At 47.2% G+C, this 26,827-nt stretch carries 18 protein-coding genes; 4 read left to right on the forward strand and 14 right to left on the reverse strand.

All coding sequences use genetic code 11. The features are described 5' to 3' along the window. Window positions 1-2 precede the first annotated feature (2 nt). Both glsA and DXZ20_RS09985 read right to left on the reverse strand, forming a co-directional pair. Window positions 3-1,031 carry a glutaminase A gene (gene glsA / locus DXZ20_RS09980; RefSeq protein WP_163663709.1) on the reverse strand — a complete coding sequence of 343 codons (1,029 nt, stop codon included), beginning with the start codon at window positions 1,029-1,031 and terminating at the stop codon, window positions 3-5. Window positions 1,032-1,036: 5 nt separating this feature from the next. Continuing rightward, window positions 1,037-1,795 carry a MinD/ParA family ATP-binding protein gene (locus DXZ20_RS09985; protein WP_163663707.1) on the reverse strand — a complete coding sequence of 253 codons (759 nt, stop codon included), beginning with the start codon at window positions 1,793-1,795 and terminating at the stop codon, window positions 1,037-1,039. A 210-nt stretch (window positions 1,796-2,005) separates the two neighbouring features. Here DXZ20_RS09985 and DXZ20_RS09990 point away from each other — a divergent pair, with 210 nt between their 5' ends. Beyond that, window positions 2,006-2,476, forward strand: a complete 471-nt coding sequence (locus DXZ20_RS09990; RefSeq protein ID WP_348918554.1) for a PAS domain-containing protein — start codon at window positions 2,006-2,008, stop codon at window positions 2,474-2,476. Between the two features lie 32 nt (window positions 2,477-2,508). Here the strand turns inward: DXZ20_RS09990 and DXZ20_RS09995 are convergent, their stop codons facing one another. From DXZ20_RS09995 to DXZ20_RS10050, 12 genes are all read right to left on the reverse strand, one after another. Further along, window positions 2,509-4,107: a flavin monoamine oxidase family protein gene (locus tag DXZ20_RS09995; RefSeq protein ID WP_163697911.1), complete on the reverse strand. Its 1,599-nt coding sequence runs from the start codon at window positions 4,105-4,107 to the stop codon at window positions 2,509-2,511. A gap of 392 nt (window positions 4,108-4,499) precedes the next feature. Further along, window positions 4,500-5,858: an AAA-like domain-containing protein gene (locus DXZ20_RS10000; RefSeq protein WP_163697913.1), complete on the reverse strand. Its 1,359-nt coding sequence runs from the start codon at window positions 5,856-5,858 to the stop codon at window positions 4,500-4,502. 298 nt (window positions 5,859-6,156) lie between these two features. Further along, window positions 6,157-8,532, reverse strand: a complete 2,376-nt coding sequence (locus DXZ20_RS10005) for a S8 family peptidase (protein ID WP_163697915.1) — start codon at window positions 8,530-8,532, stop codon at window positions 6,157-6,159. Between the two features lie 53 nt (window positions 8,533-8,585). Next, the gene (locus DXZ20_RS10010) at window positions 8,586-9,998 is read right to left on the reverse strand and encodes a SagB family peptide dehydrogenase (RefSeq protein ID WP_163697917.1); all 1,413 of its coding nucleotides are present in this window, start codon (window positions 9,996-9,998) and stop codon (window positions 8,586-8,588) included. Window position 9,999: 1 nt separating this feature from the next. Beyond that, window positions 10,000-12,330: a TOMM precursor leader peptide-binding protein gene (locus DXZ20_RS10015; RefSeq protein WP_163697918.1), complete on the reverse strand. Its 2,331-nt coding sequence runs from the start codon at window positions 12,328-12,330 to the stop codon at window positions 10,000-10,002. A 56-nt stretch (window positions 12,331-12,386) separates the two neighbouring features. After that, the gene (locus DXZ20_RS10020) at window positions 12,387-15,830 is read right to left on the reverse strand and encodes a LamG-like jellyroll fold domain-containing protein (RefSeq protein ID WP_163697920.1); all 3,444 of its coding nucleotides are present in this window, start codon (window positions 15,828-15,830) and stop codon (window positions 12,387-12,389) included. A gap of 132 nt (window positions 15,831-15,962) precedes the next feature. Next, window positions 15,963-16,169 (reverse strand): cyanobactin biosynthesis system PatB/AcyB/McaB family protein, encoded by a 207-nt coding sequence (locus tag DXZ20_RS10025; protein WP_163697922.1) that lies wholly within the window; start codon window positions 16,167-16,169, stop codon window positions 15,963-15,965. 129 nt (window positions 16,170-16,298) lie between these two features. After that, entirely contained in the window at window positions 16,299-16,562 is a 264-nt protein-coding gene (locus tag DXZ20_RS10030; protein WP_163697924.1) for a DUF5837 family cyanobactin class RiPP, read from the reverse strand. 134 nt (window positions 16,563-16,696) lie between these two features. Beyond that, complete coding sequence (locus DXZ20_RS10035) at window positions 16,697-16,948, reverse strand: DUF5837 family cyanobactin class RiPP (RefSeq protein ID WP_163697926.1); 252 nt, start codon at window positions 16,946-16,948, stop codon at window positions 16,697-16,699. Between the two features lie 248 nt (window positions 16,949-17,196). Continuing rightward, complete coding sequence (locus DXZ20_RS10040) at window positions 17,197-17,451, reverse strand: DUF5837 family cyanobactin class RiPP (protein ID WP_163697929.1); 255 nt, start codon at window positions 17,449-17,451, stop codon at window positions 17,197-17,199. Between the two features lie 156 nt (window positions 17,452-17,607). Continuing rightward, window positions 17,608-19,644 (reverse strand): S8 family peptidase, encoded by a 2,037-nt coding sequence (locus DXZ20_RS10045; protein WP_163697931.1) that lies wholly within the window; start codon window positions 19,642-19,644, stop codon window positions 17,608-17,610. 1,478 nt (window positions 19,645-21,122) lie between these two features. Continuing rightward, window positions 21,123-22,880, reverse strand: a complete 1,758-nt coding sequence (locus tag DXZ20_RS10050; protein WP_163697933.1) for an HAL/PAL/TAL family ammonia-lyase — start codon at window positions 22,878-22,880, stop codon at window positions 21,123-21,125. 382 nt (window positions 22,881-23,262) lie between these two features. On the opposite strand from DXZ20_RS10050, the gene DXZ20_RS10055 reads away from it, so the two are divergent. From DXZ20_RS10055 to DXZ20_RS10065, 3 genes are all read left to right on the forward strand, one after another. Continuing rightward, window positions 23,263-25,005 (forward strand): choice-of-anchor K domain-containing protein, encoded by a 1,743-nt coding sequence (locus DXZ20_RS10055; protein ID WP_163697935.1) that lies wholly within the window; start codon window positions 23,263-23,265, stop codon window positions 25,003-25,005. A 29-nt stretch (window positions 25,006-25,034) separates the two neighbouring features. Then, window positions 25,035-25,841: an acetylornithine aminotransferase gene (locus DXZ20_RS10060; RefSeq protein ID WP_163697937.1), complete on the forward strand. Its 807-nt coding sequence runs from the start codon at window positions 25,035-25,037 to the stop codon at window positions 25,839-25,841. Window positions 25,842-26,234: 393 nt separating this feature from the next. Continuing rightward, window positions 26,235-26,786, forward strand: coding sequence for a choice-of-anchor K domain-containing protein (locus DXZ20_RS10065; protein ID WP_163697939.1), 552 nt, complete (start codon window positions 26,235-26,237; stop codon window positions 26,784-26,786). The last annotated feature ends 41 nt before the right edge of the window (window positions 26,787-26,827 follow it).

Consider the following 26,827-nt stretch of genomic DNA (forward strand, 5'->3'; position numbering starts at 1 on the left):
ATCTACCAGCTATCCACATCGTTGCCATCAATCCAGGCTTGTAGCTCTCGCTCAGGTTTAGCCGCATTAAATAGATGTAGCCCAAAATCGGTGGCCAGAGTCTCACACACCTTGATACCCCGAACGCTATTACCCTTGGCATCAAGTGGTGGGGAAAAGGTACCAATACCCAACTTGCCAGGAACTACGGCTAAAATGCCGCCGCCCACGCCACTTTTGGCCGGCATCCCCACTCGATAAGCCCATTCGCCGGAGGCATCGTACATGCCGCAGGTAAGCATCACGCTCACCACATCCTGCACATAGCGCTCATCAAGGGCGCGTTCTTGGGTGATGGGGTTGACGCCACCATTGGCCAAGGTGGCGGACATCATGGCTAAATCACGGGCGTTGACCATGATCGAGCACTGCTGAAAGTACAGGTCCAGGGTTTCGTCAATTTTGTCGCCCACCATGCCAAAGTTGAGCATCAGGTAAGACATGGCTCGGTTACGATAACCAGTGGCCTTTTCTGACAAAAAGACAGGCACATTGATGTCGTGTTCTCGACCGGTGTAGCGCTGAAACATGGCCAGCATGCGCTTGAGTCGTTCGGTGCTGCTGCTGCCTTTGATCAGGTCTGTGGTTGCGATCGCACCTGCATTCACCATCGGGTTATAGGGGCGATTCGTTGCCTCATCCAGCACAATGGCATTAAACGCCTCCCCTGTCGGCTCTACACTCACCTTGCTATTCACATACTCACGACCATGATCTTCTAGGGCTAAACCAAACACAAACGCCTTAGAAATCGACTGAATCGTAAACAGCTGGTCACACTCCCCCACTTCAAACACCTGACCATTTTGGGTGACCACACAAATCCCAAACCACTCCGGCTTGGCCAGCGCCAGTTCAGGAATATAGTCAGCTACAGCACCGTCGTTAATGGCTTGAAACTTTTCGTGTAGCTCGGTCAAATAATTGCGAAACGGGGAGGTGACCGCCGTGATTGAGCTGGCCAGGGACTGCAAATCTCCGATGTCTGACATCCTGGCTAATCCCCTACGATTTGCTGGGCGACTTTACGAAATTCTTGACTGACTGGATGCTCCGGGTAGTTCACACAAAATACCCCTTCACTCGCCAGCTGTACGATGTCCTCAGATAGAGGAAACAGACCTGCTACGGTTTCACCGTAGGTTTCCTCCACTTTTTGCTTGAGGGCGTCCATATTTAAGCTGCTATAAACCTTATTGATCGCCAAGAGCATTTTACGAACCTTGAGCTGTCGGGCCACATCGACAGTCACTGCCGTGCCCTGATAGTCCTGTTTATCGGGACGCAAGATCAAGATCAGCACGTGGGAAATGGCAATGGATAAAAAGGTTTCTTTGGATAGCCCTGGGTGGGTATCGATGAATAGATAGTCAAGTTTTAGCGTCTTGACTAAGCTACGAAAGCCATCGTTCATCAGCCTGACATCGTAGCCATCCTTGAGAATGCGGGCAATATCATCGGCCCTGACACTAGAAGGAACCAAGTAAAGCTTGCCATCGCCAGCCACACCCAACTTTTCACCCACATCATAGGCGGCATCTTCAATAGAAGTTTCCCCCCAAAGATAATTATTTAGGGTTTTGTGGGTGTGCTCAGGCTCTAGACCAAATAGGTTATGAATACCAGGGGAAGGCACATCAGTATCCACAATACCGACGCGATTACCCTGGAGGGCGATAGTGGTCGCTAAATTAGCAGTAAAGTTGGATTTACCAGTACCGCCTCGATAAGAATGTACCGAAACAACTTTGGGCATACCTGGGAAATTATGTTGGAAGCTTCTCAAAAAAATACCAGATATAAATCTGCTATCAAAGAAAATGCCAAATTCCTTAGTAAAGCACCTCCTGACCCTGTGTTAGATCTTCATGACATCAGACGGAGCTACCCCTGTTAGCAGAGCCTGGACCAGGGGTAGCTCCGTCTGCTTCAAGATGGCAGGCATATTCCCAAGGCGCGCAGAGGAGTGCAATCCTCTCCCCAAGGACGATTCCTGAGCGTCAACCCAGCCCTGGCCAAAATTTATGGCTATGACTCTCCCCAGGAAATGATTGAACAAATCACTAATATCGGTAAACCGCTATACGTTGATCTAGAGCGGCGAGCCGAATTTAGAGAACTGCTAGACCAACAAGGCTTTGCCAAAGACTTTGAATATCGCTGCTATTGCAAAGATGGCGATATTATCTGGACTCAAATCGATGCTCGTTCTGTAAAAGATAACAACGGTAATGTGCTGTATTACGCAGGCATTGTGCAAGACATTACCGAGCGCAAGCGGCGCGAAGATGAACTCAAACGGCAATTAGAAGAGTTGCAAATCGAGATTGATCACAAAAAACGGGAAGAAGAAGTTAAAAGCCTGACTTCAAGCACCTACTTTCAGGAAGTACAGGAGGAGATATCAGATGTCAACCTAGATGAATTCTGGAGCTAGAGGTAGAATTTAAGGGGAAAATACTTCAGTAGTCAACTTAAGAGTCGAAAGAGCCGATATAAGACAGCACGGGCTGCCAAACGTCCTGACTGTGCCGCACCATTCATATAGCCCTGGTATTCATCACTGGTATGTTCTCCAGCAAAGATTAAGTTCCCCACAGCAAACTCTTGCTCCTCTTCCCCTTCAATATAAACATAGTCTTGCATAAACCCGGTGTACTGCCCTGGTTGCCAGCAGGCATAACTTCCCAGGGCATAATTATGGGTTGGCCAGTGTAGGCGAGTTGCTTTGCCATTCCAGGCTGCTGCTAAACCAGGAATTAGATCATTGAGCATTTGTGTATAGATTCGAGCATTTTCGCGAACGCTATAACGCTTGCTCTCAAATCCAACATTTCCCCCTAAGTAAAAGGTGAGAGATCCTATTTCTGTTTCTTGAAGTTGCGTGGTTTCAAAAAAGGTTTGGTAAGGAAGATTGGTATGCCCCACCCCACTTAATTTTTGTTCTCGCCAAATAGATTTGCTGTACCCCGTAGCGACTTTGACATTATTGGCATAACCTACTTGATGAATGAATTGACGTAGGGATCGAGGTAGGTCCAACTGTAGCGGAATGCGGCGAAGAACGCTAAAGGGAATAGCAAGAATAACAATATCCGCATCGACATCCCTGTAGTTAAATGTGAGTCGGAATCGTTCACCCTGGCTGCGAATAGAAGTCAAGGTCATTCCTGTTTCAATTTGGCCTTGCACCTGTTGGGCAATCGCGTCAGTGATGGCCTGAGTCCCATTTTGGACAAGGTATCGTTCGTCGGACTCCCCCGTTGGTTCAACGCTCCCGTCTTCACCGACGCTGGGAATCAACCAAACTAGATTGAGAGCGGTAATCTCGTCAGTTTCAAGTCCCATTTCTGCAACCATAACAGTCTCGATAAGCTCTCGCACCCATCCTGAAATGCCAAGGCGATCGCAATAGTCAGAAACCGAGAGGGCATCCAGTTCAACGCTAACCGTATCCCAATCTTCATCCAGCCGCTTGGCATCAACGGCAATTCGTTCGGCAATGGGGATCAGTGCTTCTCCCAGTTCGGCCTCAGAAATTGTGCGCCCGTCGAAATAATACAGATTCTTCAATGCCAGCTCATCGGGAGTAAAGCGATCGATCAGGGGAATATTCAGTTCTTCAGCCAGGGCGATCATATCCTCATGATCGCTATTGATATACTCGGCTCCGAGGTTCACCCAGGCATTTTCTCCAATGGCATCGTGTACTGTATACATCCTGCCACCGACACGGTTCGAGGCTTCGTAAATTGTGGCGCGATGGCCTGCTTTTTTTAATTGGTAAGCGGCATTAAGTCCGGCAAGGCCTGCCCCCACAATCACAATTTTCGGAGGATTAACGGCCTGGGCAAGCACGACATTTCGAAGCCCTTGACTCCCAGTGGCCAGCATTGTCCCACCTCCAAAGGCAGCAGCTGTTTTCAAGAATTTGCGTCGTCCCAGTCTGCCTTTCTTTTGATTTTTTTGGAGTTCATACAGTTCATCAATAGGCATTCGGTAAAGCTTCGCAAGAGTTGCAGACCTCAGAGCGCGAGAAAACAAGCTAAATAGAGGAGTCCGTGCCATATCCTGTAGATTTCTCCAGTAGATTTGGTTTAAAGAAAAGCTAGATGTGAGAAAGATAAACTAATTTCAGCCAAGTCAAGAGATAGTTGAGTTAGTATTTAATTACATAAGAAAATGCGGACCAATAAAATGATCCGCATTGGCAAACATCAAAGAGTCTTTTCAAACTTTTTAAGTTGCCTTTTAATTTACTGTATTCTCAGTTGTGAATACATTACATATATAGCAAAAGACAAAAGTAAGTAAAGTCGGAAAAGACGGCTGAAGAGCGACTTTACGCATTCTTTTTATTTCATATGAAATGATACTTTTAAAGTTTGAATCTTCATGGTGAGCGAATCAAAAAACAGACTAAAAACAAGGAAATGTTAATGTTTGCTAATTCTGTATCTCTAAACACTAAGTTGTTGTTGAAAGTATGAACGATAGATATTGCAGCTAGGGATGGCCTGATATCCGTTGATGGTAATAAGACCAAGGCTTTCTAAACGATACATAGCAACAGCATCTAGTTCCACACCTGTTGTGGAAGAGACCACTTGTTTGAAAGAAATAGCTAACTCTGGCTCTTTTTTTAGGAGCGCTAGATAATTCCGCAGATGAGTCCCATAAATACCGGATGGCATGGATACTGTTTTGAGTAATGTATCGATCGATAGGGACTCCGTAGCCAGATAATATAGAAAGATATTTACCAGATAAGGATGTCCGCCGACCAAATCTACAAGGATTTTTCCTAATGTGTCATTGCTTTTTGCCACACCATAGCGGGCTGCTAATTCTGCCACCTGGGTAGCAGTGAATTTAGGTAATTTGATGGCTTGACCAATGTTCAAGGGTGATTGATGGATTTTTAATGGAGCATAGATTTCGGTAGCGTGTGCAATGACAATACGGAGGTTACGCCAAAGAAAGTTCCATCGAGCTTTTTCATGCCAGGAACGCAGCAGCGGAAAAAAATCTTGGGCGATCTTAGGATGTTCAATCAGTCGTTCAGCTGCATCAATAATCAATATCGTAGGCGTTTTCCTATTTTCCAGCAGATATTCCTGGTAATAGAGTTCACTGCTGACCTTGTGCCCCATGGAGGCATCCCAAAAATCAAGGAGTTTTGGCGCTAACTTTAATGATTGGCTGCTGCGTACACAAAACCATTTTAGAAACGTGTCAATATTGCTAAAGACATCTTGATCCACGGTTTGTAAATCGAGATGGACCGTTTGATAATTGTTTTGATGGGCAATTTCAATCAATCGAAACATCAGGGAGGTTTTCCCCATCTTTTGAGGTGCCTTGATCCGCACAAAACCTCCGGGGCGCTGAATTTCTGAGTACGCTAATTCTTCGCCTGGAGAACGCTGGATATAGAACGGAGAATCAGGCGGTAGGGGGCCAGATAGGTACGGTCGTCGTGCTGATAGTGCCTCTGTATGTAAAGGCACAAAAGTCTTGGTTAGATTCGACGATGATGGGAGCGGTTGTAGGTGTGATGATGAGAGCGGTTGTAGGTGTTCTTGTAACACGAAGAGTAAACTCTTCTTAGTGACGCGCTGTCCAAGAGCTTGAGAGATGGCTCGCCACAGCTTGTAGCCTGTGTCTTTGAGGTGAGCATCTCCGTAGCCTGAATGCTTGGCCATTTGATCATAGGTTTGTTTGTTCCAGGTTTGTCCTAGAACGATCCGCTCTGCTGGAGTTAGCTTCCGTTTAAGAAATCGCTCTTCAATGGCCAGAAGAACTTCATCAGAATTCATAGGCGATTACAGGAACTAGAGATTCTACAGGAAATCACCTAAACATTCTCACATAAATATTAAACTCAGGTAAGTTATTAGAGGTCTTCCGACTTTTCCGACTTTTCTTACCTTTGTTTGTTTATATTTTGAAATATACTACATCTATATGTCTATTGGTCTAGTAGTCTTTGCAGAGGATGCGATAGATGATTCCTTGCAAGGAATCATCGCCTATCTATATTTTTGAATTTTCTCTAAATTTATTGGGTAAAAGAGATTTGTTTTATAGTAATCTTCCAATACTCCTGAGGGATTACTATCGGAGTACTGACCATGATCGCACGTCCCCTAACGTCACTGGAACGGTATCTTTTACATCAATGGTGAAGCGGAATACCTTTTTTGCTCGATGATTGTTTTCTGGATCTAAAAACATCAGTATCACGTCCCAGCAGTCGCTATTAATGCGGCAGAAAGGGCTTTTTTCAACCTCAATGCTATCAAGTTGCATCCCTAGGGCAATTGCTTCAGCAAAAGTAGATGCAGCTTGGAAGGCATTAGTGGCGGCAAAGTTAAGGGCGCGCTCCCGAGCAAGTTGTCCCAAATTTCCCAATTCAAAGTAGATGCGCTGCAAAAAACTGTCTAATGAACGCTGCATGGCGACATCGGTAGCTGTGGGGATGCGATCGCGAACCATTGTCAAGGCCGAACGGACTAATTCATTGACTTGCCAACCATACATTCCCCGCGAATTTTCAATTTCGACCACAGGCAGAACCTGTCCCGAAAACAGGTCTACCGTTTTATGTTGCAAGCGCCCAGGTATGCTCACCCGCTCAATGTAATCTTCGCTGTTTTCCGCTTCCAACTGCCCCGCTAGCATTTGGATTAGAGTCTCGTAAATATCATTAGCAAACGCATTCTTAGGCTCAACCACATAGATGGGATTTAAGTCTAAGTTCAGTGTCCAGATGAGCGATTTTGCTGCCGTTGGGTTCTGATCCAGATAGTTCACCATCTGACGAGCATCATAGGGATTGGCCGGCACGATCGTGCCATCACTGGCAACAGCTGGCATCTTTTGCTTGAAGGTGTCGCGTCGCGCTTCAGTGCCAAAGTCATAGCCGATGGTTCCCAAGGCATACACTTTGTTGGAGACTGCACTGGGTGTCACAGTCGCTGAAGAAAGGGTCGTCGCTGGCGGGGCGACTGGAGCAGAGGCGGCAGCAGGGAGAACAGTGGGGAGAGAAACGGGTTGTGAGATTGGTTCAGGGCTAGGTGCTGCTTTGAGGGGTGCAACTGGGGCGTGGATCGGTGCCGGTTCAACCAGGCCGAGGGCCAGAAGATTGGCCGTGGGCCGCGTTATAGTTGACGGCATGACCGTAGCCGGCTGCACCCCAGGCAACGATTGTCCAGTCAGGCAGTGATAAGCACCCGCAAGATTTAACCGACCCGCCAAACAGCGCTCGGGTTCTTCAACCGTTTCAGGATCGCAAGGCAGGGCACTATTCAGCCAAGCCAACCGCACAGCTTCTGCATTCGGTTGCTCACCGCGTTGCAGTTGCAAACTCATTAATAACGCAGAGAGACCGGTCATCAGGGGAGCGGATAAACTCGTACCTTCTTGACGAGCAGGTTCATCAGTGCCAGGTTGAGCCGCTACAATGTTTTCGCCCGGAGCGAGAATGCCTTGATGCTGATATTGTCCCCCCCAATTGCTATAGCTGGCAGGTTGCCCATCATCTTTCATCATGCCGACGGACAGAACATTGGGAAGCACGGCAGGAACACAAAAGCATTCCCCCTTGTCGTTGCCTGCCGGAGCCACAATTAGGATATTGTTTTCCTGGCATTGCTGGACGGCTTTCTGAATCATTTCGTGGGCAAATCCGGTTTGGGTAGGGTGGCAAGCCGCACAATGAATGATATGTACCCCCAGGTCCCGTGCCAGGTTAAAGGCATGGGCTAGACTCAGGGGGGATAGAGCTTCACCGGTTGTTGCCGTCTCAAACAGGGGAATGTTGATTGCTGTGCAGTGGGGGGCTATCCCTTCGACTGGAGAGCCCGGTTGCCCAAACATTGTGCCAAAAATACCTGTGGCGTGGAAAACCCCATTCAAACGTATTTTCACTGATTCAGGAATCGCTTCTACCAGCTCTTTTATTTCTGCTTCTAAGGCGTCAATGGCAGCGGTATGGTCAATGTTTTGGAGGGTTTTGGGCGATGGCGATGATAGTTGCTTGGCATCCCTTAACTGACGATAGTGCTCCCGCAAAGGGGCATCCATGTCTTCTAGCAAAGCATGAAAAATGGTTTTCAGTGGGCCAGTCGTGCACCCTAACTCAGAGGGTGTCACCTGAGCATTTAATTGCGATCGCGGCTCATCGTTGCCATCGGTTGGAGTCGAAGGGATAATCTCTGCATCCTGCTTTTCGCATTCCTTCATGGACTTTTTCAGCGCTTTTCGTTGCTCCGTCAGTGCTCTGATTTTGAGTTCCTGCTGAATATAGACCGGATCAATGGGCTCCAGCTCTTCTTGCCAATAGGGGTTGACTCGGCTCAAATTGGCACCTTTGAAACAGGTGCGATCAAGATCGGCAGGCCCGTCCAAAACCGCGATTTTGATGCGAGAATCTCCAAGGGTCAGCGATTGGAGGGCAGCAAATCCAGGAATAGCAGCAAAGTCAGGCATGGTAGCTTCAGGTTAAATGAGAGGTGAATGGCGTTATCAGACAGGTGAAACGTTTAGGGCAGCTCGTGATTATTTCGCTTTAATGAACCGAGACTAAACTCTCCGACAGATGCTTCTTCAATCTCATCCAGGGCGGCCACTTTACAAAATTGCTCTGAGTTCCCTGATCCGATCGCACAGGGGGCTAATTGCATCGCTGTGGCCACCAAATAAAAGGTCTGATATAGCACGCCAATATGTTTCAAAATTAAGCCGTAACCAAAACTGGGGTATTTCCAGAACAAGCGACCAAATCGGGCTGTAATGATTAACAGAACCTGGGGAATATCTTGTTGTCCCGTTGCCTTCCAGGCATCGTAAAGCAAATTTTCTACGGGAGATTGTCCATCAACAAGTAGGTGTAATGTGTGGGCGAGGGGTTGGTAATGATAGAGCCCTGCCGTCAACCCCTCACACTCATTGATGACGGGATAAATTTCTAATTCATATAAGGCTCCGCCACAAGGGTAGGGGCGCTGAGTGAATTCTTTAATATTGAGCCAATCTTCTTCCAGGGTAGAGAGTTCTTTCACCCTGGCACAGCGATATAAGAACTCTCCCAATTGATCAATCGAAATGGGCTGATCGTCATATTCTCGAAGGGACTGACGCGCCTCGATCGCCTGGGTTAGTGACATATCGTTGGCTGTCACATGGGCCAGATCAGGTTTGACTAATGAAATCACCTGATCGCCCATGGGGGGTTTGAGGGTGGGATAGCGATCGCGATCTTCAAAGAAAGGCAATTCCGCTTGGTGTGGGTCGTCTAATCGTTGCAATCGAGTTTGACGATGAAACAATAGGCTATGAAATTCCCAGTGGGTCAACGCCTTAGGTTCAGGTTCAACAATTGCCATGCCAGTGGCGATTAATAACTGTATAAAGCGTTGGGCAGTATCTAGATCAATCAGTGTCTCTGTAATCTCCTCTAAGGTCAGAGATTTATTAGGGGTAGCCAACTTTGCCACCATCGCAGCAGCTCGATAATCCCACAGAACAATCTTGGCTTTGGATAAGGGAGACTCTAGAACGAATTGCTGGTTGTCCTGATGCAAAAAAGCAAAGCGAGAAAGCGTTGGTAGTTGCCATGGCCCATCTGCACTACCATCTTCGAACTGGTAATTATCCGTAATTGGAATAGCCGTTACCAGGGGAAGAACAGAATGGCAGATCCAGCCCAGGCGAATCAGTTTTTGTAATTCAGGCTCAAAGGTGAGACCCGCTTCAGGCCCATCCAGTTCTACCACCTTAGCCACCAACTGGGTGAGGGTGAGTGCTGAATATTTTAGGTGCTCTAAGGCGGCCTTTAAACCCGGTTGAGGATGATCCAATGTCAGGGTCTGTTGGGGCGATCGCAAGGCAATCTGCTCGGCTTCCACCTCAAGGGTAATATCGGATCTAAAGGAGAGAGTGAAAAGATCAGCCATCTTAAAACACCATGGGCATGGGATTCATCTGCTCTTCTGCCAGCGATGCCGACAGCCAACCTAGTTTTACCGGCACATCGTATAGGCGTCCGGCCCCAAAGCGTGACCAGAAGTGGCGCAGTCCCGGCACAATAACTTTAACCACAGGTAAGCCAATGTCAGGACGAGTCTGGTTCAACACCAACATCTCTAGTCCTGCTCGTCTGACGACTTCAACACACTGCAAGACATCTTGATGAATGTCATCACTCCACTCCTGCTGATAGTCAGTGTATTGTTTGAACGGGACTTGGGGGGCAGGAGCCAGATAGGGCTGGTTGGCGATTGTTGCCTGGGTGAACCAATAGTTCAGGGCCGAATCTGCTTCGGTGGGAGGATGCTTTTCTGGCAGGTGGCCTCCCATCTGGTTCACCTCTGTGACCGCGCGTGAGATGGCAATTTTAGGGTCGAAGTGCGCGCCATAGCCAGCAACAATGTATTCTTGATCGTCACCGGTATACCGAGAAACCGCAGCAAAGGCTGGAATGTTTAAGTCTGTTGTTAAGTCTAAGACCCACAGTTCTCGCTGGTGAGTTTTGTACCAGGCTTGCAAATCTAGTAAATAGGGGTCGTTGAAACTGGCTAAATCTACCCCCGGACGCGGTAAGCGGTTGTACCACCAGAGAGCCACGCTATCCCGTTCCGCCAATTCTAAAAAGCCCTGAAGAATGGCATCCTCTAATGTTCCACCGGCTGCATTGCCGTTGGAGTCTGCCGAACAGAAGCGCTGCCCTTTGGGTAATTTGTAGTTGTAATAACAAAATGCGGTGGGGAGATATTTATGGGTTTGTTCGGTGAGTGACCAAACAGGCGTCCAATCAATGGTTTGAGTGTTATCAAAGGGTTGAGCAATCCAATCATGCTCGACCCGTGCTGCCTGATTCAACTGCTCTCGATTTTGATATTGTCGCTCACTAAATAGCAAACATTGGTAGGGATGAATGGCGGCCCCGTCCAACTCCATAAAGGTGGCGCTCACTTTGGGTTCGTCGCCCTGATAGATGCCCGAATAGCGTTCAATCGCTTCACAGAATCCACTGGCTTTTGACTGGTGATCGGTTTTGCCTTTGCCACCACTTTTGTGCCGCAGCGATTGCCGCAGTTGATTCAGGCTAGCCGCCGACCCAAAGGCATGCACAGCACTGTAAGTATGCACAAAAGAATTATCCGGGGCGGACGAGCGCACCAGACTGCTGACCACGCCGGTAATCGGGCTAATCAAATGCTCATGACGGCTGACAATTTGTTCTGGGGTAAAAGCCCGATGTCCCCCATCTTGGGTGAACAACTTTTTGCGACTTTCGAGGGCAAGCGGCTGATTAACTTGTTGACTGATGCAGTCAGCATCGCCACAAGCAGGACATTGCGGACGATGGGGTGATTGATGGGTCTTTAATGTCAGGGTGGCCTGATCCAGTGTGATCACTTTTCCGGCTAACGTCTGGATCGGTGAGTCTGTGATGCTCTGCTGCACTAGCCACTTTGCGATCTCAGTTGTCGTCAGCCCAATGGCTGTCTGCACCATCGCCGGAAACTCAGCAAATGCTACGGGTAAACACGCCTGATGATCGCTTGCGTTCCCGCGCTGACCCAGCTTCCCTTTTTGCCGTAACACCGACGATTCCACCTCGCGATTGCCCCACAAGCGCTGCGCTAAGCAGGCCCAACACCCCGTTTGACCGGGATGAAAGATGGGGCCGAACCAAAGCATATTCCCCATGGGCTTGATCAACAGCCAGGGTTGCTGAGTGCTCAAGGCGTTTTGATTAATCTGTCTGAGCTCAGGCTGAAGATAATCATCCGTCAGCACAACCCATAAAGAATTCTTGGCTTCTGTTTTCCTAGCTGCCCCCGCTCCTAGGCAGTCCTTTAACTGTCGTTGTTGCACTGGAATGCCAATCGCCTGGAGAGCATCGAGCAACGGCTGAGGATTCGTTGCTCCAATCGCCGTCACCGTTACCTGGCTCTGCGGTAAGTACTCTGCCACCTGCTGAGGTTCCACACCCAACCCGCTCCAAAATGCCGCCATCTCTGGGGTTAGTTCATGGGCCGCATCCGTTAGAAAGCCTCTGTCTTGCAAGCGATCGAGCACGTAATGTATATGCTCAGGTGGCACTTGACCATCCAGTTTTTGAATCAGCTCTTCACGGGTGTGCTGTCCATTCAACAGGGGCAAAATTTGGCAGTAAAGCCCTCCCGTGAGTGCTTGGGTGGAATATTCACTCAACAGATAAACGTGTTTGGGCTCAATGATTTCTAGACGGAAATGGGGCTTGATTTGGGGGTTTTTCATGCTTCATTCAGATAGACTGAGGTGCTTGCGGCAAGAAGAAGAGTTTCCAAGGGCACTCATCGCCAGATCCGGCCCCGCAGGAAAGGGGGATCTGCCTCTGTCTTTGCTTTCTGTTGTTTTGCCATTTCTCTATACCAGTAGCCATAATCTTCCAATCCGGTGGATCGGGTTAATCGCTCCTGGGGTTCGAGCTGTAGTTTTAGGGGAACGTCTACTTCTTCATAGGTGATTTCACCCATCAGATCTCCGGGTGCTCGGTAGGTTGTTTTGTCGGAAATCTTGGCTCCAGAACCCTCATTCAATGGCCAGTAGCGGATCAATCCCAGTTCTTGACCGGTGAGGCGGTAGGACATATTGGCTTTGATTTCTGCTTGCGATCGCACCAATCGCCAGACCCGAACCTCGGTTAAATAGCCCTGGAATTTCGCATCAGCCAGGTTGGGATGGCCCCCCAGGTAGGTGCTGCCACCTGATGCGATCGCGCCACTCGCCAGCTGATTATCATTTCGTTCACCACTGAAATAGAGCTTGGTGCCATCAGCCTGGGAACCGCTGCAAACCACCGCAACGTGATACCAATTGCCCGCCGTCAGGCCAGCATTTTTGGAGGCAAGGGGCTCAGCATTGGCATTAGCTCGAAACTTAAGGTCGCCCCCTTCCAGATACAACAGAGCTTCTCCATCTGCCAGAATCACTTGCTGTCCAGTGATGCCGCTGGGGCAAATCCAAGCTTCTAGGGTGAATTGTCCCTGGGGCGACAGGGCACCGCTACCAACGGCAATTCCCTGATGATTTTGCCCCAGCTTTAAGACAGGCTGACAACTTTCGATAATAGAGAGTTGAGCGGGAGAAGTTGTGATTGGAGTGACTGGGTTAGGTGGCATAGGGGTAGGTCTTGGTGGACTGACAGGAACAGGGGCGATCGACAGACCAGCGTTAGACATCCACATGGCCCCCTGCATGGTGCCGTCGTAGGTGTCGCCAATTTTGTTGAGAATCGTGTTGCCTGCACCTCGCTGCATGGGGTAGTAGCTGATTAATCCAGCTTCAGTTCCCGTTAGTGCAGAGTTCATAGACTGCCGAATTTCGGCTTGGGAACGGGCGTAATTCCAAAACTGAACTTCCGCCAACATTCCTTGATAGTGATAAGAACCAGCCGCATAGCTGCCAAATTGGGCTCTGATGGCCTTGGGAATAGGGCGGGTCTTGCCCGATCCACTGTGCCACAAATCACCATTCAAATAGATTTTCATTTCGCCCGTTGCACAGTTTTTAGTAAACGCCCAATGGGACCATTTACCCTTGAACTCAGCTGGACTACTCTGCTTATTTATGCGGTCATAGGTGCTATTAACACAGCCACAATCAAAATAGATAGATCCATTCCCCCAAGGTAAATGGATGTTTAGAAGGCGAGTTCCCGCCGCATCAAATGCAGCAAATAGTGAATTATTATTGGGTAAGGCATCTCCGCCGAAAGCCCAAAAGCTACAGGTGATTTCCTTACCAGAAGGAATGCTTGCCGGTGGCAATTCAACATAATCATCTATCCCATCAAACTGTAAAACCCATCTCAAAGTAGACGTTGTTGTATCAGGTTGTGTTGTCATGGCTGGTGGACTCGTGGTCTCTGGTGGATTCGTGGTCTCTGGAGAAGTCGTGGTCTCTGGCTGACGAATTGTCTCCGGTTGAGTTGTTGTGGCATCTAGCTGATGAGGTGTTCCAGCTGCGATTGGTAAGCCAGACGAAGTTGTCCAAGTGGCACCATAAATGTTGCCTTGCTTGGCATCCGTTGTCTTATCATTTGTGGTGTTGCCAACCCCTTCACTGATTGGGAAATAGGCGACTAACCCCGGTTCATTACCGGTCAGGCGGCAGGTTCCATCTGCCTGAATCTCAGCTTGAGTTCTAGCTCGATTCCAGATGCGAATCTCACTCAATTCCCCCTTAAATAGACATCCGCGATTACGATTGCGACCAAAAATATAGTCTTTAAAGCTAATGGTTAAGGCTTTCTTCCGTTGGTTAGCAATCTCACCATTAACGTAGGTAACCAAGGTCGAGCCATCATAGGTCACAGCTAAGTGCAGCCATTCTTCACTCACCTGTGTGAACAAAAGCTGAGTATTGCTGTGGAGAAACCGATAAGAGCCATTCAAGATATCTAGTTGGAAAGACCCCTTTGGCGTCGCTCCATCCCAACTATTAAACAAGGAAGAGTAGTTTCTCTGGGAGATAGTTGCAGCCTTAGCCCACAGTTCGATGGAAAAGGTTGATGTTTCCCAGGGGGCAATCGCAACGGCTACATAATCATCCTGGCCATCAAACTGTAATACTTGGGGAGACTCTGATGTTGGGGTGTTGATTGTTTCCAGCACCCACTCATTACCAACGCCCGTACTCCAGCTGGTCACGCCTTGGATCGAATCAGGGCGATGCAGGTAATCCCCTTTCCACGACTTCAGCTTGATTTTGTTGTTATCGATCGCTTCAACCGTCCACTCGTTCCCAACGCCTGTATGCCAGGTCGTCACCCCTTGAGCCGAATCAGGGCGATGCAGGTAATCTCCTTTCCACGACTTCAGCTTGATTTTGTTGTTATCGATCGCTTCAACGATCCATTCGTTCCCAACGCCCGTACTCCAGCTGGTAACGCCTTGAGCCGAGTCAGGGCGATGCAGGTAATCCCCTTTCCACGACTTCAGCTTGATTGTGCTATTGTTAGGCAGCGTTACTGTCGCGATCTGTGCAGAACTTTCAGCGGCCTCAGTGGGATTGAGGATAGGTAAGGCTGACTCGCTCCAGCTCGCTCCACTAATGGCTCCATGGCTTGCATTTGTAGTGTGGTCATTAGTAGTAGTACCAGTCCCTTCAGCCATGGGCCAATAACCTATTAAACCCGCTTCTGTACCGGTGAGACGACGACCCATTGCTCCCTGAATCTCAGCTTGGGTGCGGGCGACCTCCCACAAGCGCACATCGGCAATGCTGCCGTGAAAGGCGTAAGTCTCATTATCATCCCGGTACATCCCAAGTCGCAAATTGTTATCGGGGACGTAATCAATGCTGGAATCAGCCAGGGTTTGAAGCGCTTTTTCCACACCATCCACATACACGCGCAAGCACTTGCCATCATACGTTGCAGCGATGTGATGCCATTCTTTCAAGGGCACAGTACCGGCACCACTACTCAGGTATTCCATCTGGTGACGAGGAACTTTTACACCAAAGTAGACGCCGCTATTACCATCTAGCAATAGCCCGTACCCACTTTCCGTAGACCCCGTATCAAAAATCTTAGAGATTAGGCCGGCCCATTGTCGTTGGCTTTCGATCCAGACCCAAAGTTCTAGCGTCAAATGTTTCTGGACTTTAAAGTGTGGTTGTACCCCTAAATCAACACAATCACCCTGGCCATTAAAGGAAAGAACCGATAAAAGAGCAGGAGAGTTCGAGGCTGGGGTGTTATCTGGTTGCTGGGATGAATTTACTTGAGCCATAGCGCCAAATCTCTATACTGATGAACCGCTGCTTGAGTAATAAGATAGCCACAAGGCGATCATCCTCCACTGAGGGAAAACAACGATTCGGGACTCAATTACTTTTATGACTTAAAAAGTAGAGGAGGGTATCTATCTTCTATGGCCCCAACTAGAGCCTTTGAGTTGTTGATAAGTACGGTGTTGAAAAGCGGGTGGATCGTTATAGTTAGCGCCATGCAGCAAGTCTATCCGAATGGAGACCAGTTCCTCAATGCTGCCGTGAACAACATCCACGGTTTCGTGGGGTTGGATTAGGTCAGGACGCTTGACTGGTGATGATTGTTTGGGAAGTCTCATGGATTTAGTGTCCTTTGACTAAATTGAGATAAATCAATAATGAGAAATTAGGAAAAAAGGAGGATATGAGTTGCTCTCTTTGTACTTTTCCTAATCTTTTCAAACAGAATATGTTATTAGAAGCAGACCCTATTCAACGCCATCTCCGGCATAGGAGCAAGTGCCGAAATTCGCGTTATTAAAGCCACCCCCAGCTGCCCCAAAGAAACCAAGGGCATTGCAAATAACGATCCTGAAACAGAGAAGACCGGCACTACTAGACGGTACGATGTTTCCTTCGTTATAAGTGCATAAGGTCTCTTCAGACAATTCTGCCAGTTCTGGAGGCAGTTGACCGGTAGTGATGCGACTAATTGGGTGAGCCTGGTTGGGCATCAGGTTTTTCTTATCCATGGGTGTCTTATTCTATATTCAGGATTCGTTTGAGTCTTGAATGGCATTTGAAGAAGCTTGACGTAAAAAGGTAAAAGCTAAATGCTATTTCTAACTTCTACCTTTTCACGTCTGCCTCATGATGTTATTAGGCTCTATTCAGCATCATCTCCGTCATGAGAACAAAAACAGAACTCGGCTCTATTAAAACCACCAATGCCGAAACCAAAAACACCACCAGCAGCACAGGCGATAGAAGCACTACCGGCATTAGACGGTGCAATATCTCCTCCGTCATGGCTACATAGGGTTTCTTCAGCTAGTTCCGCCAATTCTGGAGGCAGTTGCCCTGACGTCAACCGACTGATCGGATGGGCTTGGTTAGGCATCAGATTCTTCTTGTCCATGGGAATTTCTCCTAATATTTTGCTTGATTCTAGACCCGTCTTTGAAGCAGTAAATAAACTGAACCGTTAAAAGTCAGCTATTCATTTTCTGTTTCCTTTTGCCTGCTTCGAACGGTGGGTCAGGCCGCTTCTTTGAGTAAAAGAAGACTGTTGGTATGCAAACTTTTTTTGCGAAAAGCTGTGGATTAACCCACGCTGCCAAGCATCTCTTAAAATGCTAAGCAAAAATGAGAAAATGGCAGTAGAAACTACTCGGTGTCATCTCCCTCATAAGAGCAAAGGCCAGCACAAAACTTAGCATCATTAAAACCACCAATACCGAAACCAAAAACACCACCAGCAGCACAGCTGATATTAGAGAAACAGGAACCAGATGGTGTGATCGCTTCGTCGTGGCTGCACAAGGTCTCTTCGGCTAGTTCTGCTAGTTCTGGAGGCAATTGCCCTGTAGTCATCCGATTGATCGGGCTGGCCTGGTTAGGCATCAAGTTCTTCTTGTCCATAAGACATTTCTCCTATCATGAGTTCATTTGAGTTTCGACCCGTCTTTGAAGCAGTAAATAGACTTAATCGTTCAAAGTCTCGACTGTCAGTCTACTGTGGCCTTTACCTACTTCAATCGGTGGGTCAGGCCGCTTCTTTGGGTGAAAGAAGACTGTTTAATAGGGTGACGACCAGGTTCTAACTTCGCCCAGTGTCACAGGAATCAAATCACTCACATCGATTGTGAAGCGGAAGATCTTCTTAGCGCGGAGGCTATTTTCAGGATCAAAGAATTTCAACTTCACATCCCAACAATCGCTATCCTGTCGACAGAAGGGACTTTTCTCCACATTGATGCTGTCCAATTCCATCCCGGTGGCCACCGCTTCAGCAAACGCAGAGGCGGCTTGAAACGCATTAGTCGCCGCAAAGTTAATGGCCCGATCCTGGGATGTGGTGCCCAGGTTACGCAGATCGTAGTAAATCCGGTTGAGGAAGCTGCCCAGGGTACGCCGCATCGCCTCTTCACTGGCACCTTCAGCCGTTGTTTGCACCGTTTCCATGGCCGCATTGACGAGGGTGTTAACTTTCCAGCCATAGATTCCCCGTGGGCTTTGGGGCACAATCAGCGGCACGACCTGGCCCGAAAATAGCTTAACGGTACGCCCCGTTAAAATACCAGGGATGCTGACCCGTTCCACATAGGATTCACTGCTTTCAGATTGTACCTGCCCTGCCAGTAATTCCTGCAAAGCAGCATAAACATCACGACCGTAGGCCCCTTCAGGTTCGATCGCATAGACCGGTGTTAATTCAATATTCAACGTCCAGATCAGCGATCGCGCCTCCGACGGGCTCGCACCTAAGTAATCCACCATTTGCCGAGCATCGTGGGGATTCGCAGGAACCGTCACGTCTCCCGTAGTATAGGCGGGCATCAGTTGCTTAAATGAATCGCGTCTGGCTTCAGAGCCAAAGTCGTATCCGAGGGTGCCAAGGGCATAAACAAGTTGGCTATCGACCAAATCGCTCGGCGCTTGGCTGGCAGTCACAAATTTAGACATGGAGGATTTGCGATTAGATGATTGATGAGTGGATATTTGATCAAGCGATGGCTGGGCCACCGCAACAGCGGGAATTGACGGAGCAACTGAGGTGCCAACGGGCGGAGCACTGCCCGCTGGCACCAGGTCGCGCGGTGCCTCAGGGTGAGCATTTTCTCCCACTTCAGACTGAGCCCTAACTGCCATCTGTTCGTCCGGTGTACCTGATGAGCTAATCTCTTCCATTTCACCTTCTCCAGGATTGCCTATATCTGCCCCATTGCCACAGCCACAGCCTGCTGCCACAATAGCTTCGGATGGTTCTGACATTATTCCTCCTGTAAACAATTCAAATAAGCCTGCAGTGTTTAACATTCCTGCCAAACATTGATGTCCCTGTTCTGGATTGGTATGACAGGGCAATGCCGTCTGCAAAATAGCCGTCCGCACCTTTTGAGGATCAGGCGTTTCTCCTCGCTCCATCTGCAAACTGAGCAACAGCGCGGTCACACCAGCTACGATCGGTGTGGCAAAACTCGTGCCGCTCAGCTGAACGGTACCCCCGTCAGGTCTGGCTCCCAAGATATTTTCCCCAGAAGCCAAAATGCCTTGTTTCTGATAGATTTCTCCCCAGTTGCTAAACGCCATCGGTTGACCTTCGCCATCCATGGCCCCTACCGCTAAGACAGCGGGTAAGGCAGCAGGAACATGTAAACAATCGCAGCCATCATTTCCGGCGGCGGCAACAATTAAGACATTGTTGTCTTGACAAAGCTGCACCGCACGCTCTAACCAACCTTCCGCTTCTCCTTCATCCGTTAGTTGTCCTCCACTGATATTAATGATGTGTGCGCCAGCGTTGACCGCCTGTTCAATTGCCCGAGCCAAATCAAGCTGGGACGGGGATCGTCCGCCATCAGAAAAGACTGGAATAATTAGCCCTTTACAGCGAGGAGAAATTCCAACAACCGGACTTCCTGGTTGACCAAAAAGTATGCTAGTAACATGAGTACCATGGAGTGACATTCGACCATCGGAGACCACTCCATCACTTACGAGAGAAGGAAGCAACGTCAAGTCTGCTCCTTGAAAGCAGGGATGATTCAAGTCAACTTGACCATCCAAAATAGCAATACAGACTTCTGATGAGCCGAGTACTTTGTTTGACATTACTGAAGAGCCGAAGGGTATTCGACCTTTGGATGACAATTTATAATGTTTCTCTATCTGATGAGGGACAGGGATTAAGCGTAAAGACCTGACAGCTACTGAGTTTGATGCACCTTGCGTGAGTGAAAGTTGCTATAATACACAAATGCTAGAGAATCACTCACACCATTATCTTAGCCTCAGATATTAGCGAAGTAAAGTCGGATTGTTCGGTAATTTAATCTTAGGCCAAAGAGAAAACAACACAGTGATAATGAATAGTTCGGAATTGACGGAATTGTCGCTCATAAGTTAGCTCCAACTCAGACGATCGGCAAACTAAAGTCAGCTTGTTTGGTAAATTCACCTTAAATGAGATCATCCTGATCTCATCTCTAACAGAATAATTAATAGCATGAATTATGGATGATGCTACAAGTTTAGTCCACATCAAATGACTGCATCCTTCAATGTTTGAATGCTTTATGGCATTGGGCTACCACACTGATTAGAATCTTTACCAGAAAGTCTCCCATTGATGATAAATTCTTTACCCATTAACGCTTGATTCCATTTCACAATCTTATCAGCCTATAAGTAGTAAATCTTGAAAATCGCCTGAGTTTCAATTTATAGCCGACAATTCCGACTTATTTATTTTTCTTTATATTTAATCTGACTCAAACAGGCTAAATGATCGAATAATCAGGCTTTACGCTGACTGCCTTCTTAGCCTTCAATAATGTGCAGACACCTTTCCTGTGAACATGGTTTTGATGTGATACATCATGGTTTCATTCAGGGAACGCCGATGATAATGGCTGTCTTCTATACTCCCATCAGCTCGAAGATAGACCCCGCAAAGCCAATCGTTGGCCGTCAAGCCAGGTCATAGCCCACTTTGAAGGTCAATGCTGATTACTCTCCCTGAGACACAGACACAATAAACAACGTACATGAAAGAGGATGTGTGTTTTTTCTTTTGAAATGTCGATTTTTTCCACAACCTTAAACCCATAGTCGTTTAAATCGTATTCCAGCTCCATTGCTGAAAACAAACGAAACTCAAAATAATTTTCTCTCTCTGTATCTTCTAAACTCGAAATAGCCTAGATGCGTTTACCAATTAATCGTTGTTCAAGGTCGACAAAATCAAATGTTGCTTTAGATATTCCGGCATATTTGCCCGATGGAATATCATATGTAACATGGGTCTTGAAATTGCCTACACACAAAAAAGCATTGTAAACTCCAAGAATCAATAAAGTTCCTTCGCGGGCATGTTTGGCAAATGTTTTAAAAGCTTTTTAGATCCTTCCCAATGAAAAATTCCTGCGATTACATCAATTAAAATCCTGAGCATGGTCAGCGTATGTTTGAGCTTGCCTATGGGTAAGTCAGCCTGTGTCTGTTGTATCCCACACATACGACCATAGCGATGCAAGTTCAAACCTCACCAATATCCACTTGCGATCGCTATATCAAGTTATCGAGAAAGATTAGTTCAATGGATATTCTCTGAGAAATAAATAAGAACCTTCAATGTCAGGGGTAAGAACGCGGTCAACATCTAAAAACGGAACCACCTGTCGATAATCATTGAAGAAAGATCGAGTTGTTCCCGATAATCTCAAATCTGGGTAGGCTTGCTGTCTCAAGTCAATCGCTTGAGCAACATGCATCATTTCAATTCCCAGAATGTAATAGTGGTTGTCAATCATTTGGTGAAAGCGCCGAACCACGCGAGGGGCATTCGTTGATGTATCCTCAATGTTCCCTGCGATTGATACCAAATCCATAGATACGGGAAGCGCTAACGATTGATTCTCTGCGGCCAAAGATGCGAAGACTTTTTGGATGGCACCATAGGCATGAAAGGTATTTTCAGTGCCTAAAAATCGACTGAGATAGGTAAAGTGCGGATCTGCCAGTTTAATGGTGCGCTGAGCCGAGGCATTGGACAAATGGCTGAGGGCGATTGCCGCCTCCTGAAACGAAATCACCCAGGGTAACGGCGAAAAGTTTCCCGTTGGAATCAAAGCTCCTGTCAGCCCGTCTTTATCCACATAATGGGACACTTCTTCAGGCCAATCCGAAGGGGCCACCACATCTAGCACCACAGCAGGGTTATCATCTGAAGAATTGAGTTGAATCTGCACCTGGGTTGCCAACGCTGCTAGCGATCGCTCCACCGCACCCAAGGTGTAGGCTCCCGTGCGGAAACTTAGGGGATCCTGGAGGGCTCGATTTTCGGATGGCTCCCATAAATAACTATCTGCTAACAGTGTGCGAATATCCATCGCCACTGAATTGACATAGGGAAAGGGGCGGATGACATGGGTATCTTGCAGAAACGGTTCAATATTGCCATCCAAGGCTTCCAAACTCAGGACAAACAAAAGCTTATTGACTTCCAGCAACTGCCTTAAGTCTTCAATCGCCAGTGCTCCAAGGGCGGCTGAATAGGCATTGGAACTAAGAATGGAAAGCGCATCTTTACCAAAGGGGACTAGCGGTTCTAGCCCAACGGCATCCAAGGCTTGACGTGCTGGGACTTTTTGACCTCGAAAATACACATCTCCCTCGCCTATCATGGCGAGCCCGATATGGGTAATTAAGGTAATATCAGCCTCACCAACGGACCCTCGCGAAGGCGTGACAGGGGTAATATCATTGTTCAAGAAGTCTCGGTAGAGTTCTGCAACTCTAGGCTGGACACCCGTTGAGCCAAAGAGAATAGAATTGAGCCGAGTGGCCATAATGGCTCGCACCACCTCCTCGGACATTTCAGGCCCTGCACCCGCGCTGTGGGCGTAGATCAATTTACGGTTAAATTCTCTAGAGAGCTGAATCACTTCTTCACTTAAGCCACCGCTAGCATCGACAAATGCCTGATCTTTATTCAGCCCTACTCCGGCAGTCAGTCCGTAAATCTGGTGTCCACTTTCAGCCGCCAATAAGAGGATGTCATGGGAACGCTGAACGCGCGCGAATATCTCATCACTAATGGTGACCCTAGCTCCATGTCTAGCAACCTGAACCACATCCGCTGTGGTTAAATCTTGACCTGTAAGAGAGATTGTTTGGCTGCTCTGACTGAGTAGTGCGATCGCTTGTGATGTTTCTAAATTCGTTAAAGCAGGTGTATTTTCTAGATAATTTTCCAGATTCTCATTAGCACGCACACTTACTGCTGTTGAATTAAGACATAGGATTGTTAATACAGATAGACTCAGAGATTGGACTTTGATTTTCATGGTTTACCTCTGGCAATCCTTATATCAGTAGTATTGACCCTGTTCACCTGATTTGAGCTGACGAATACCGTTTTTGAGGGGTTGCTTGCTTATACAGCAGTAGCATTGAATAATCAATAGCTAAAATCGTCTATAACTTCAGTGCCCAAATTTTCTCGCTCTGCTGGCCAGTGTCAATAAAACCAGCATAAAGGGAATGATGCAGATCCTAACAGATTGGAGATATATATTTTTACAAATCAATTGTTATGAGGAATGTCAATCCTTTTAAAATACAGCACTCAATGAGTCGAAAAAACAAATGTTTGACCGACCTTTCCGTCTTTACTTTTCCTAATTACCTTGACTACGATGGGGTCAGGTAATTTCAGGAGAAATTGATATGCCTCCATCCATTATTGCCAGTACGTCACCCCCGATCATCCCCCCTCCCTTAATTCCAACTTCTGCAAGCGTAACAGCAAGTACTTCAGGGGTTTGGACTTCGGTTAAACATAAGGGAGATACGGCAAAAAGTAGACTGAGTGGAATTGCTACAAGCCAGGTCAATTGGGGGGTGCCTTATACTACAGACAATCCACAAAATCGACAAAGTGCCTATCGATTTGACGGTTTAACTCAATCAGTTCTCACCCTAGATGGGGAAGACTGTTTATTAGGGACATTTACTCATTTCAATTATACGATTACAGGGGATTATAGTATCTCCGGGGCAGTTCTTAAACTGTCTATTAATATTCAGGGCGCAGGCATAAAAGAGTTTGACGTCGTATTTCAGCACAATGAAACTCCCAATGTTCCTGGGCCTGTCCCAGATATTGTTTCCATTCCAGAAATTACGTCCCAAGAAAAAGTCACCATTCAGGGAAAAGTTTACGCACTGACCATCACTGGTTTTTTGCAGGGTGGAAAAGTCACTAGAAACTTCAAAACGGCTGAGAGTCGAGATAACAAGGCTGAAATTTATGGCAAGTTGGTATTGATTGAGGATCCATCACCAGAGATTGTGGAGCCAGTTACAGTCCCGCCCTGCTACGTCATTGTTTGTCCGCCCTGTCCCTGCCCAACACCCGTGCAGCCAATTTACATAACCGGGCAACCAACCAGTGTCATCCCAGGGAACCTAGCCCCAACGGTGATTAGTGGCGGTAAGCTAGGCCCAACAGTCATTGGCGGTGGCAACCCCAACCCAACAGTCATTGGTGGTGTTACCTCTGGTTCAACGATTATTAATGGTGGTAAAACAAACCCGACAGTAGTTGGTGGCGGTATTTCTGGTTCAACGATTATTAATGGTGGTAAAACAAACCCGACAGTAGTTGGTGGCGGTATTTCTGGTTCAACGATTATTAATGGTGGTAGCAGGACAGGCCCAACGGTCATTGGTGGCGGTACAACAGTCATTGGTGGCGGTACTACAACTGGGACAACAATAACCGGGAGTGGTGGACGTCCTGGAACAGGTTTTCCGGGTGGAGTAGTAACAGGGCCAACGGTCATTGGTGGTGGCACAGGAACGGTCACACAACAAATATCGTCTACCGTATTCTCTATCAGCAGCCTTGGGATTTGGTTAAATGTCCTAGAATCTGCACCTGGCTACACCTATTTGAACGGGCTTGGGACTAATCAGATTAGCTGGGGAAATCCTGGTTCTCAAGGTAACCAAAGCGCTTATACCTTTGAAGGTATCGCAGCGATGTCCATTGCTTTAGATGGTACTTACTTTACCTTAGGAACATTTAGCCACTACAACTATCCTATCTATGGTTATGGTATTCGCTCTGCCATCTTGAAGTTGATAGTTAAAATCAACGGTGTTGATGTCAATTTCAATTTCCAATTCAACCACAATGAGGTGCCTAATAATGGCATCAATGGAACCTGCCCTCTAACGCCTAACTTTTCTCCACCTTGTCCTGATGTTGTTTCAATTAGCAATAATTACTCTCAAGAGACAGTGACCATCAATGGTAGACAATACGCTTTATGTATTGTTGGCTTTTTCCAAAACAACCAAATTGAGAGCAAATTTATCACTTTGGAGAATCAGGTGAATGTTGCTCAACTTCTGTGCCAGTTTGTGGAAGTGAATACCCCTTCTGCTGCTGTTAGCGCTAACTAATACTGCTGCTGTATTTTTTTATTGCCATCATGTCTAAAACAATGCTTATTTCTGAGAGTAAGCAGATCTTAACTGCGAGCTTAAAACTATACGTCGCCCCTACTGGCTCTGACGAAACGGGGCAAGGGACCGACACTAACCCGTTTGCAACCATTGATTATGCTGTTGTTTGGGCCAATAGAAATTATGACTTTAGCCAAAACTTTGATCTCATCATTGTGGTTGAACCAGGAACCTATGATGCGGTTCAAATCTATGGTCATGATGCACGACAGGTAGAAATTATTGGCTCTCCTACTAATCCTGGTGTCGTGAAAATCATGCCCATACGGGAAGATGCTGACTTCGGGCTGGCGATAAGCTATGCTTCTTCTGTGATTGTTAAAGGGTTAGATTTAGCTTCTGTTAATGTCACAGGTTTTTCAGATCTTGAGATAGAAAATTGCCACCTATCTCCATCATCATCATCATCGCCTTCGCTCGTCTTTTGTAGTAACCATAGCTCAATCAGTATTGAAACGGCCTTGGTTAAAGCAGGACGCATCGGCAATGAACAAAAAAGCTCATGTTATGAATGTGAACTGCATTCTCATATTGAAGTCGCTGAAGTTGACTATGAAACGACTGTTGACTGTGGGATTTTTTGTGATGCGCGATTTTTTGCCTCTATTAGCCTAGAGGCAGATATGGACACAAAGAATAATGTCAAGGCCGCGCGCCTGGGTCGTGCCATTGCTCAAAGTGTCATCTGTGATTCAGATTTCTTCCCTGAGCGATCAGAGCAACAAAACCTGGTTAAATTGGGAGGTCAAGTTGGACAGTTTCAAGATATTTGAATCTAGAATTTTCCAACTCTGACATCTGAGAAATATAGTTGAACACCTTTGTTATTCGTTGAGGAGAAAATTATTCCTATGGGTTGTCGTAGAAGAAGTCCTCGTTGCCGCCCCAAATGTCCTAAGCCTTGTGGGCCTTGTGGGGGTGGAGGAACCGTATGTCCCCCGACCAAACCTACCATAGACCCACCTGTCCAGCCGCCTCCCGGATCAAGTAAGCCTCCCCAAGTACCACCAATTTTTGTGGTTTGTTGTTGCCCACCAGGTTCTGGGAGCTCAGGGCAAACAGGTTACGTTATTCCTGGCCAAACGGGTTACGTTATTCCTGGTCAATCTGGAAATATCATTCCTGGTCAATTTGGAAATATCACTCAACAGATATCATCTCTCGCCTTGTTTGTAAGTACTGTTGGGGTTTGGTCAAATATCGTTGAAGCGGTTCCTGGCTCAACGTCTTTAACTGGTGTTGGGACGAACCAGATTTGTTGGGGACAGGGAAATTATACAAGCCAGCAAAGTTCCTATTACTTTGAAGGCATTAGTTCAGCATCAGTTTCTCTGGATGGTTCTTATTTTGTTTTAGGAACCTTTGTTCATCACAACTATCCTGTTTATGGTTACAGCATCCGTTCTGCTACTTTGCAGTTAACGGTAACCATTAATGGAGTTGAAGTGAGTTTCAATTTCCAGTTTGACCATAATGAAACACCGAATGATGGTGTCAATGGAACCTGTCCTCAAACACCTGGGTTTGGCCCACCTTGCCCTGATACGGTTTCTATCAATAATAGTCGATCTCAAGAAACTGTAATCGTTGATGGGAAGCAATATGCTTTATGCCTTGCAGGGTTTTCTCAAAATAATCAAGTAGGGGGGCAGTTTGTTACTTTGGAAAATCAAGCAAATGCCGTCCAGTTGCTAGGACAATTTGTCGAGGTCAAATAGGGCTCTTCGCTGTTTATTGCTCGTGTGCATCTACCCAAGAC

The sequence above is a fragment of the Adonisia turfae CCMR0081 genome (genome assembly GCF_011009555.1).
Classification (GTDB): domain Bacteria; phylum Cyanobacteriota; class Cyanobacteriia; order Phormidesmidales; family Phormidesmidaceae; genus Leptothoe; species Leptothoe turfae.

Bases quoted from the DNA above. Each gene is read 5' to 3' on its own strand.
- DXZ20_RS10025 (WP_163697922.1), bottom strand. From the start codon at position 16,169: ATGAGACTTCCCAAACAATCATCACCAGTCAAGCGTCCTGACCTAATC.
- DXZ20_RS10010 (WP_163697917.1), bottom strand. From the start codon at position 9,998: ATGGCTGATCTTTTCACTCTCTCCTTTAGATCCGATATTACCCTTGAG.
- DXZ20_RS10035 (WP_163697926.1), bottom strand. From the start codon at position 16,948: ATGGACAAGAAGAATCTGATGCCTAACCAAGCCCATCCGATCAGTCGG.
- DXZ20_RS10000 (WP_163697913.1), bottom strand. From the start codon at position 5,858: ATGAATTCTGATGAAGTTCTTCTGGCCATTGAAGAGCGATTTCTTAAA.
- DXZ20_RS10040 (WP_163697929.1), bottom strand. From the start codon at position 17,451: ATGGACAAGAAGAACTTGATGCCTAACCAGGCCAGCCCGATCAATCGG.
- DXZ20_RS09995 (WP_163697911.1), bottom strand. From the start codon at position 4,107: ATGGCACGGACTCCTCTATTTAGCTTGTTTTCTCGCGCTCTGAGGTCT.
- DXZ20_RS10020 (WP_163697920.1), bottom strand. From the start codon at position 15,830: ATGGCTCAAGTAAATTCATCCCAGCAACCAGATAACACCCCAGCCTCG.
- DXZ20_RS09985 (WP_163663707.1), bottom strand. From the start codon at position 1,795: ATGCCCAAAGTTGTTTCGGTACATTCTTATCGAGGCGGTACTGGTAAA.
- DXZ20_RS10060 (WP_163697937.1), top strand. From the start codon at position 25,035: ATGTCTAAAACAATGCTTATTTCTGAGAGTAAGCAGATCTTAACTGCG.
- glsA (WP_163663709.1), bottom strand. From the start codon at position 1,031: ATGTCAGACATCGGAGATTTGCAGTCCCTGGCCAGCTCAATCACGGCG.
- DXZ20_RS10045 (WP_163697931.1), bottom strand. From the start codon at position 19,644: ATGTCAAACAAAGTACTCGGCTCATCAGAAGTCTGTATTGCTATTTTG.
- DXZ20_RS10050 (WP_163697933.1), bottom strand. From the start codon at position 22,880: ATGAAAATCAAAGTCCAATCTCTGAGTCTATCTGTATTAACAATCCTA.
- DXZ20_RS10055 (WP_163697935.1), top strand. From the start codon at position 23,263: ATGCCTCCATCCATTATTGCCAGTACGTCACCCCCGATCATCCCCCCT.
- DXZ20_RS10005 (WP_163697915.1), bottom strand. From the start codon at position 8,532: ATGCCTGACTTTGCTGCTATTCCTGGATTTGCTGCCCTCCAATCGCTG.
- DXZ20_RS10030 (WP_163697924.1), bottom strand. From the start codon at position 16,562: ATGGATAAGAAAAACCTGATGCCCAACCAGGCTCACCCAATTAGTCGC.
- DXZ20_RS10015 (WP_163697918.1), bottom strand. From the start codon at position 12,330: ATGAAAAACCCCCAAATCAAGCCCCATTTCCGTCTAGAAATCATTGAG.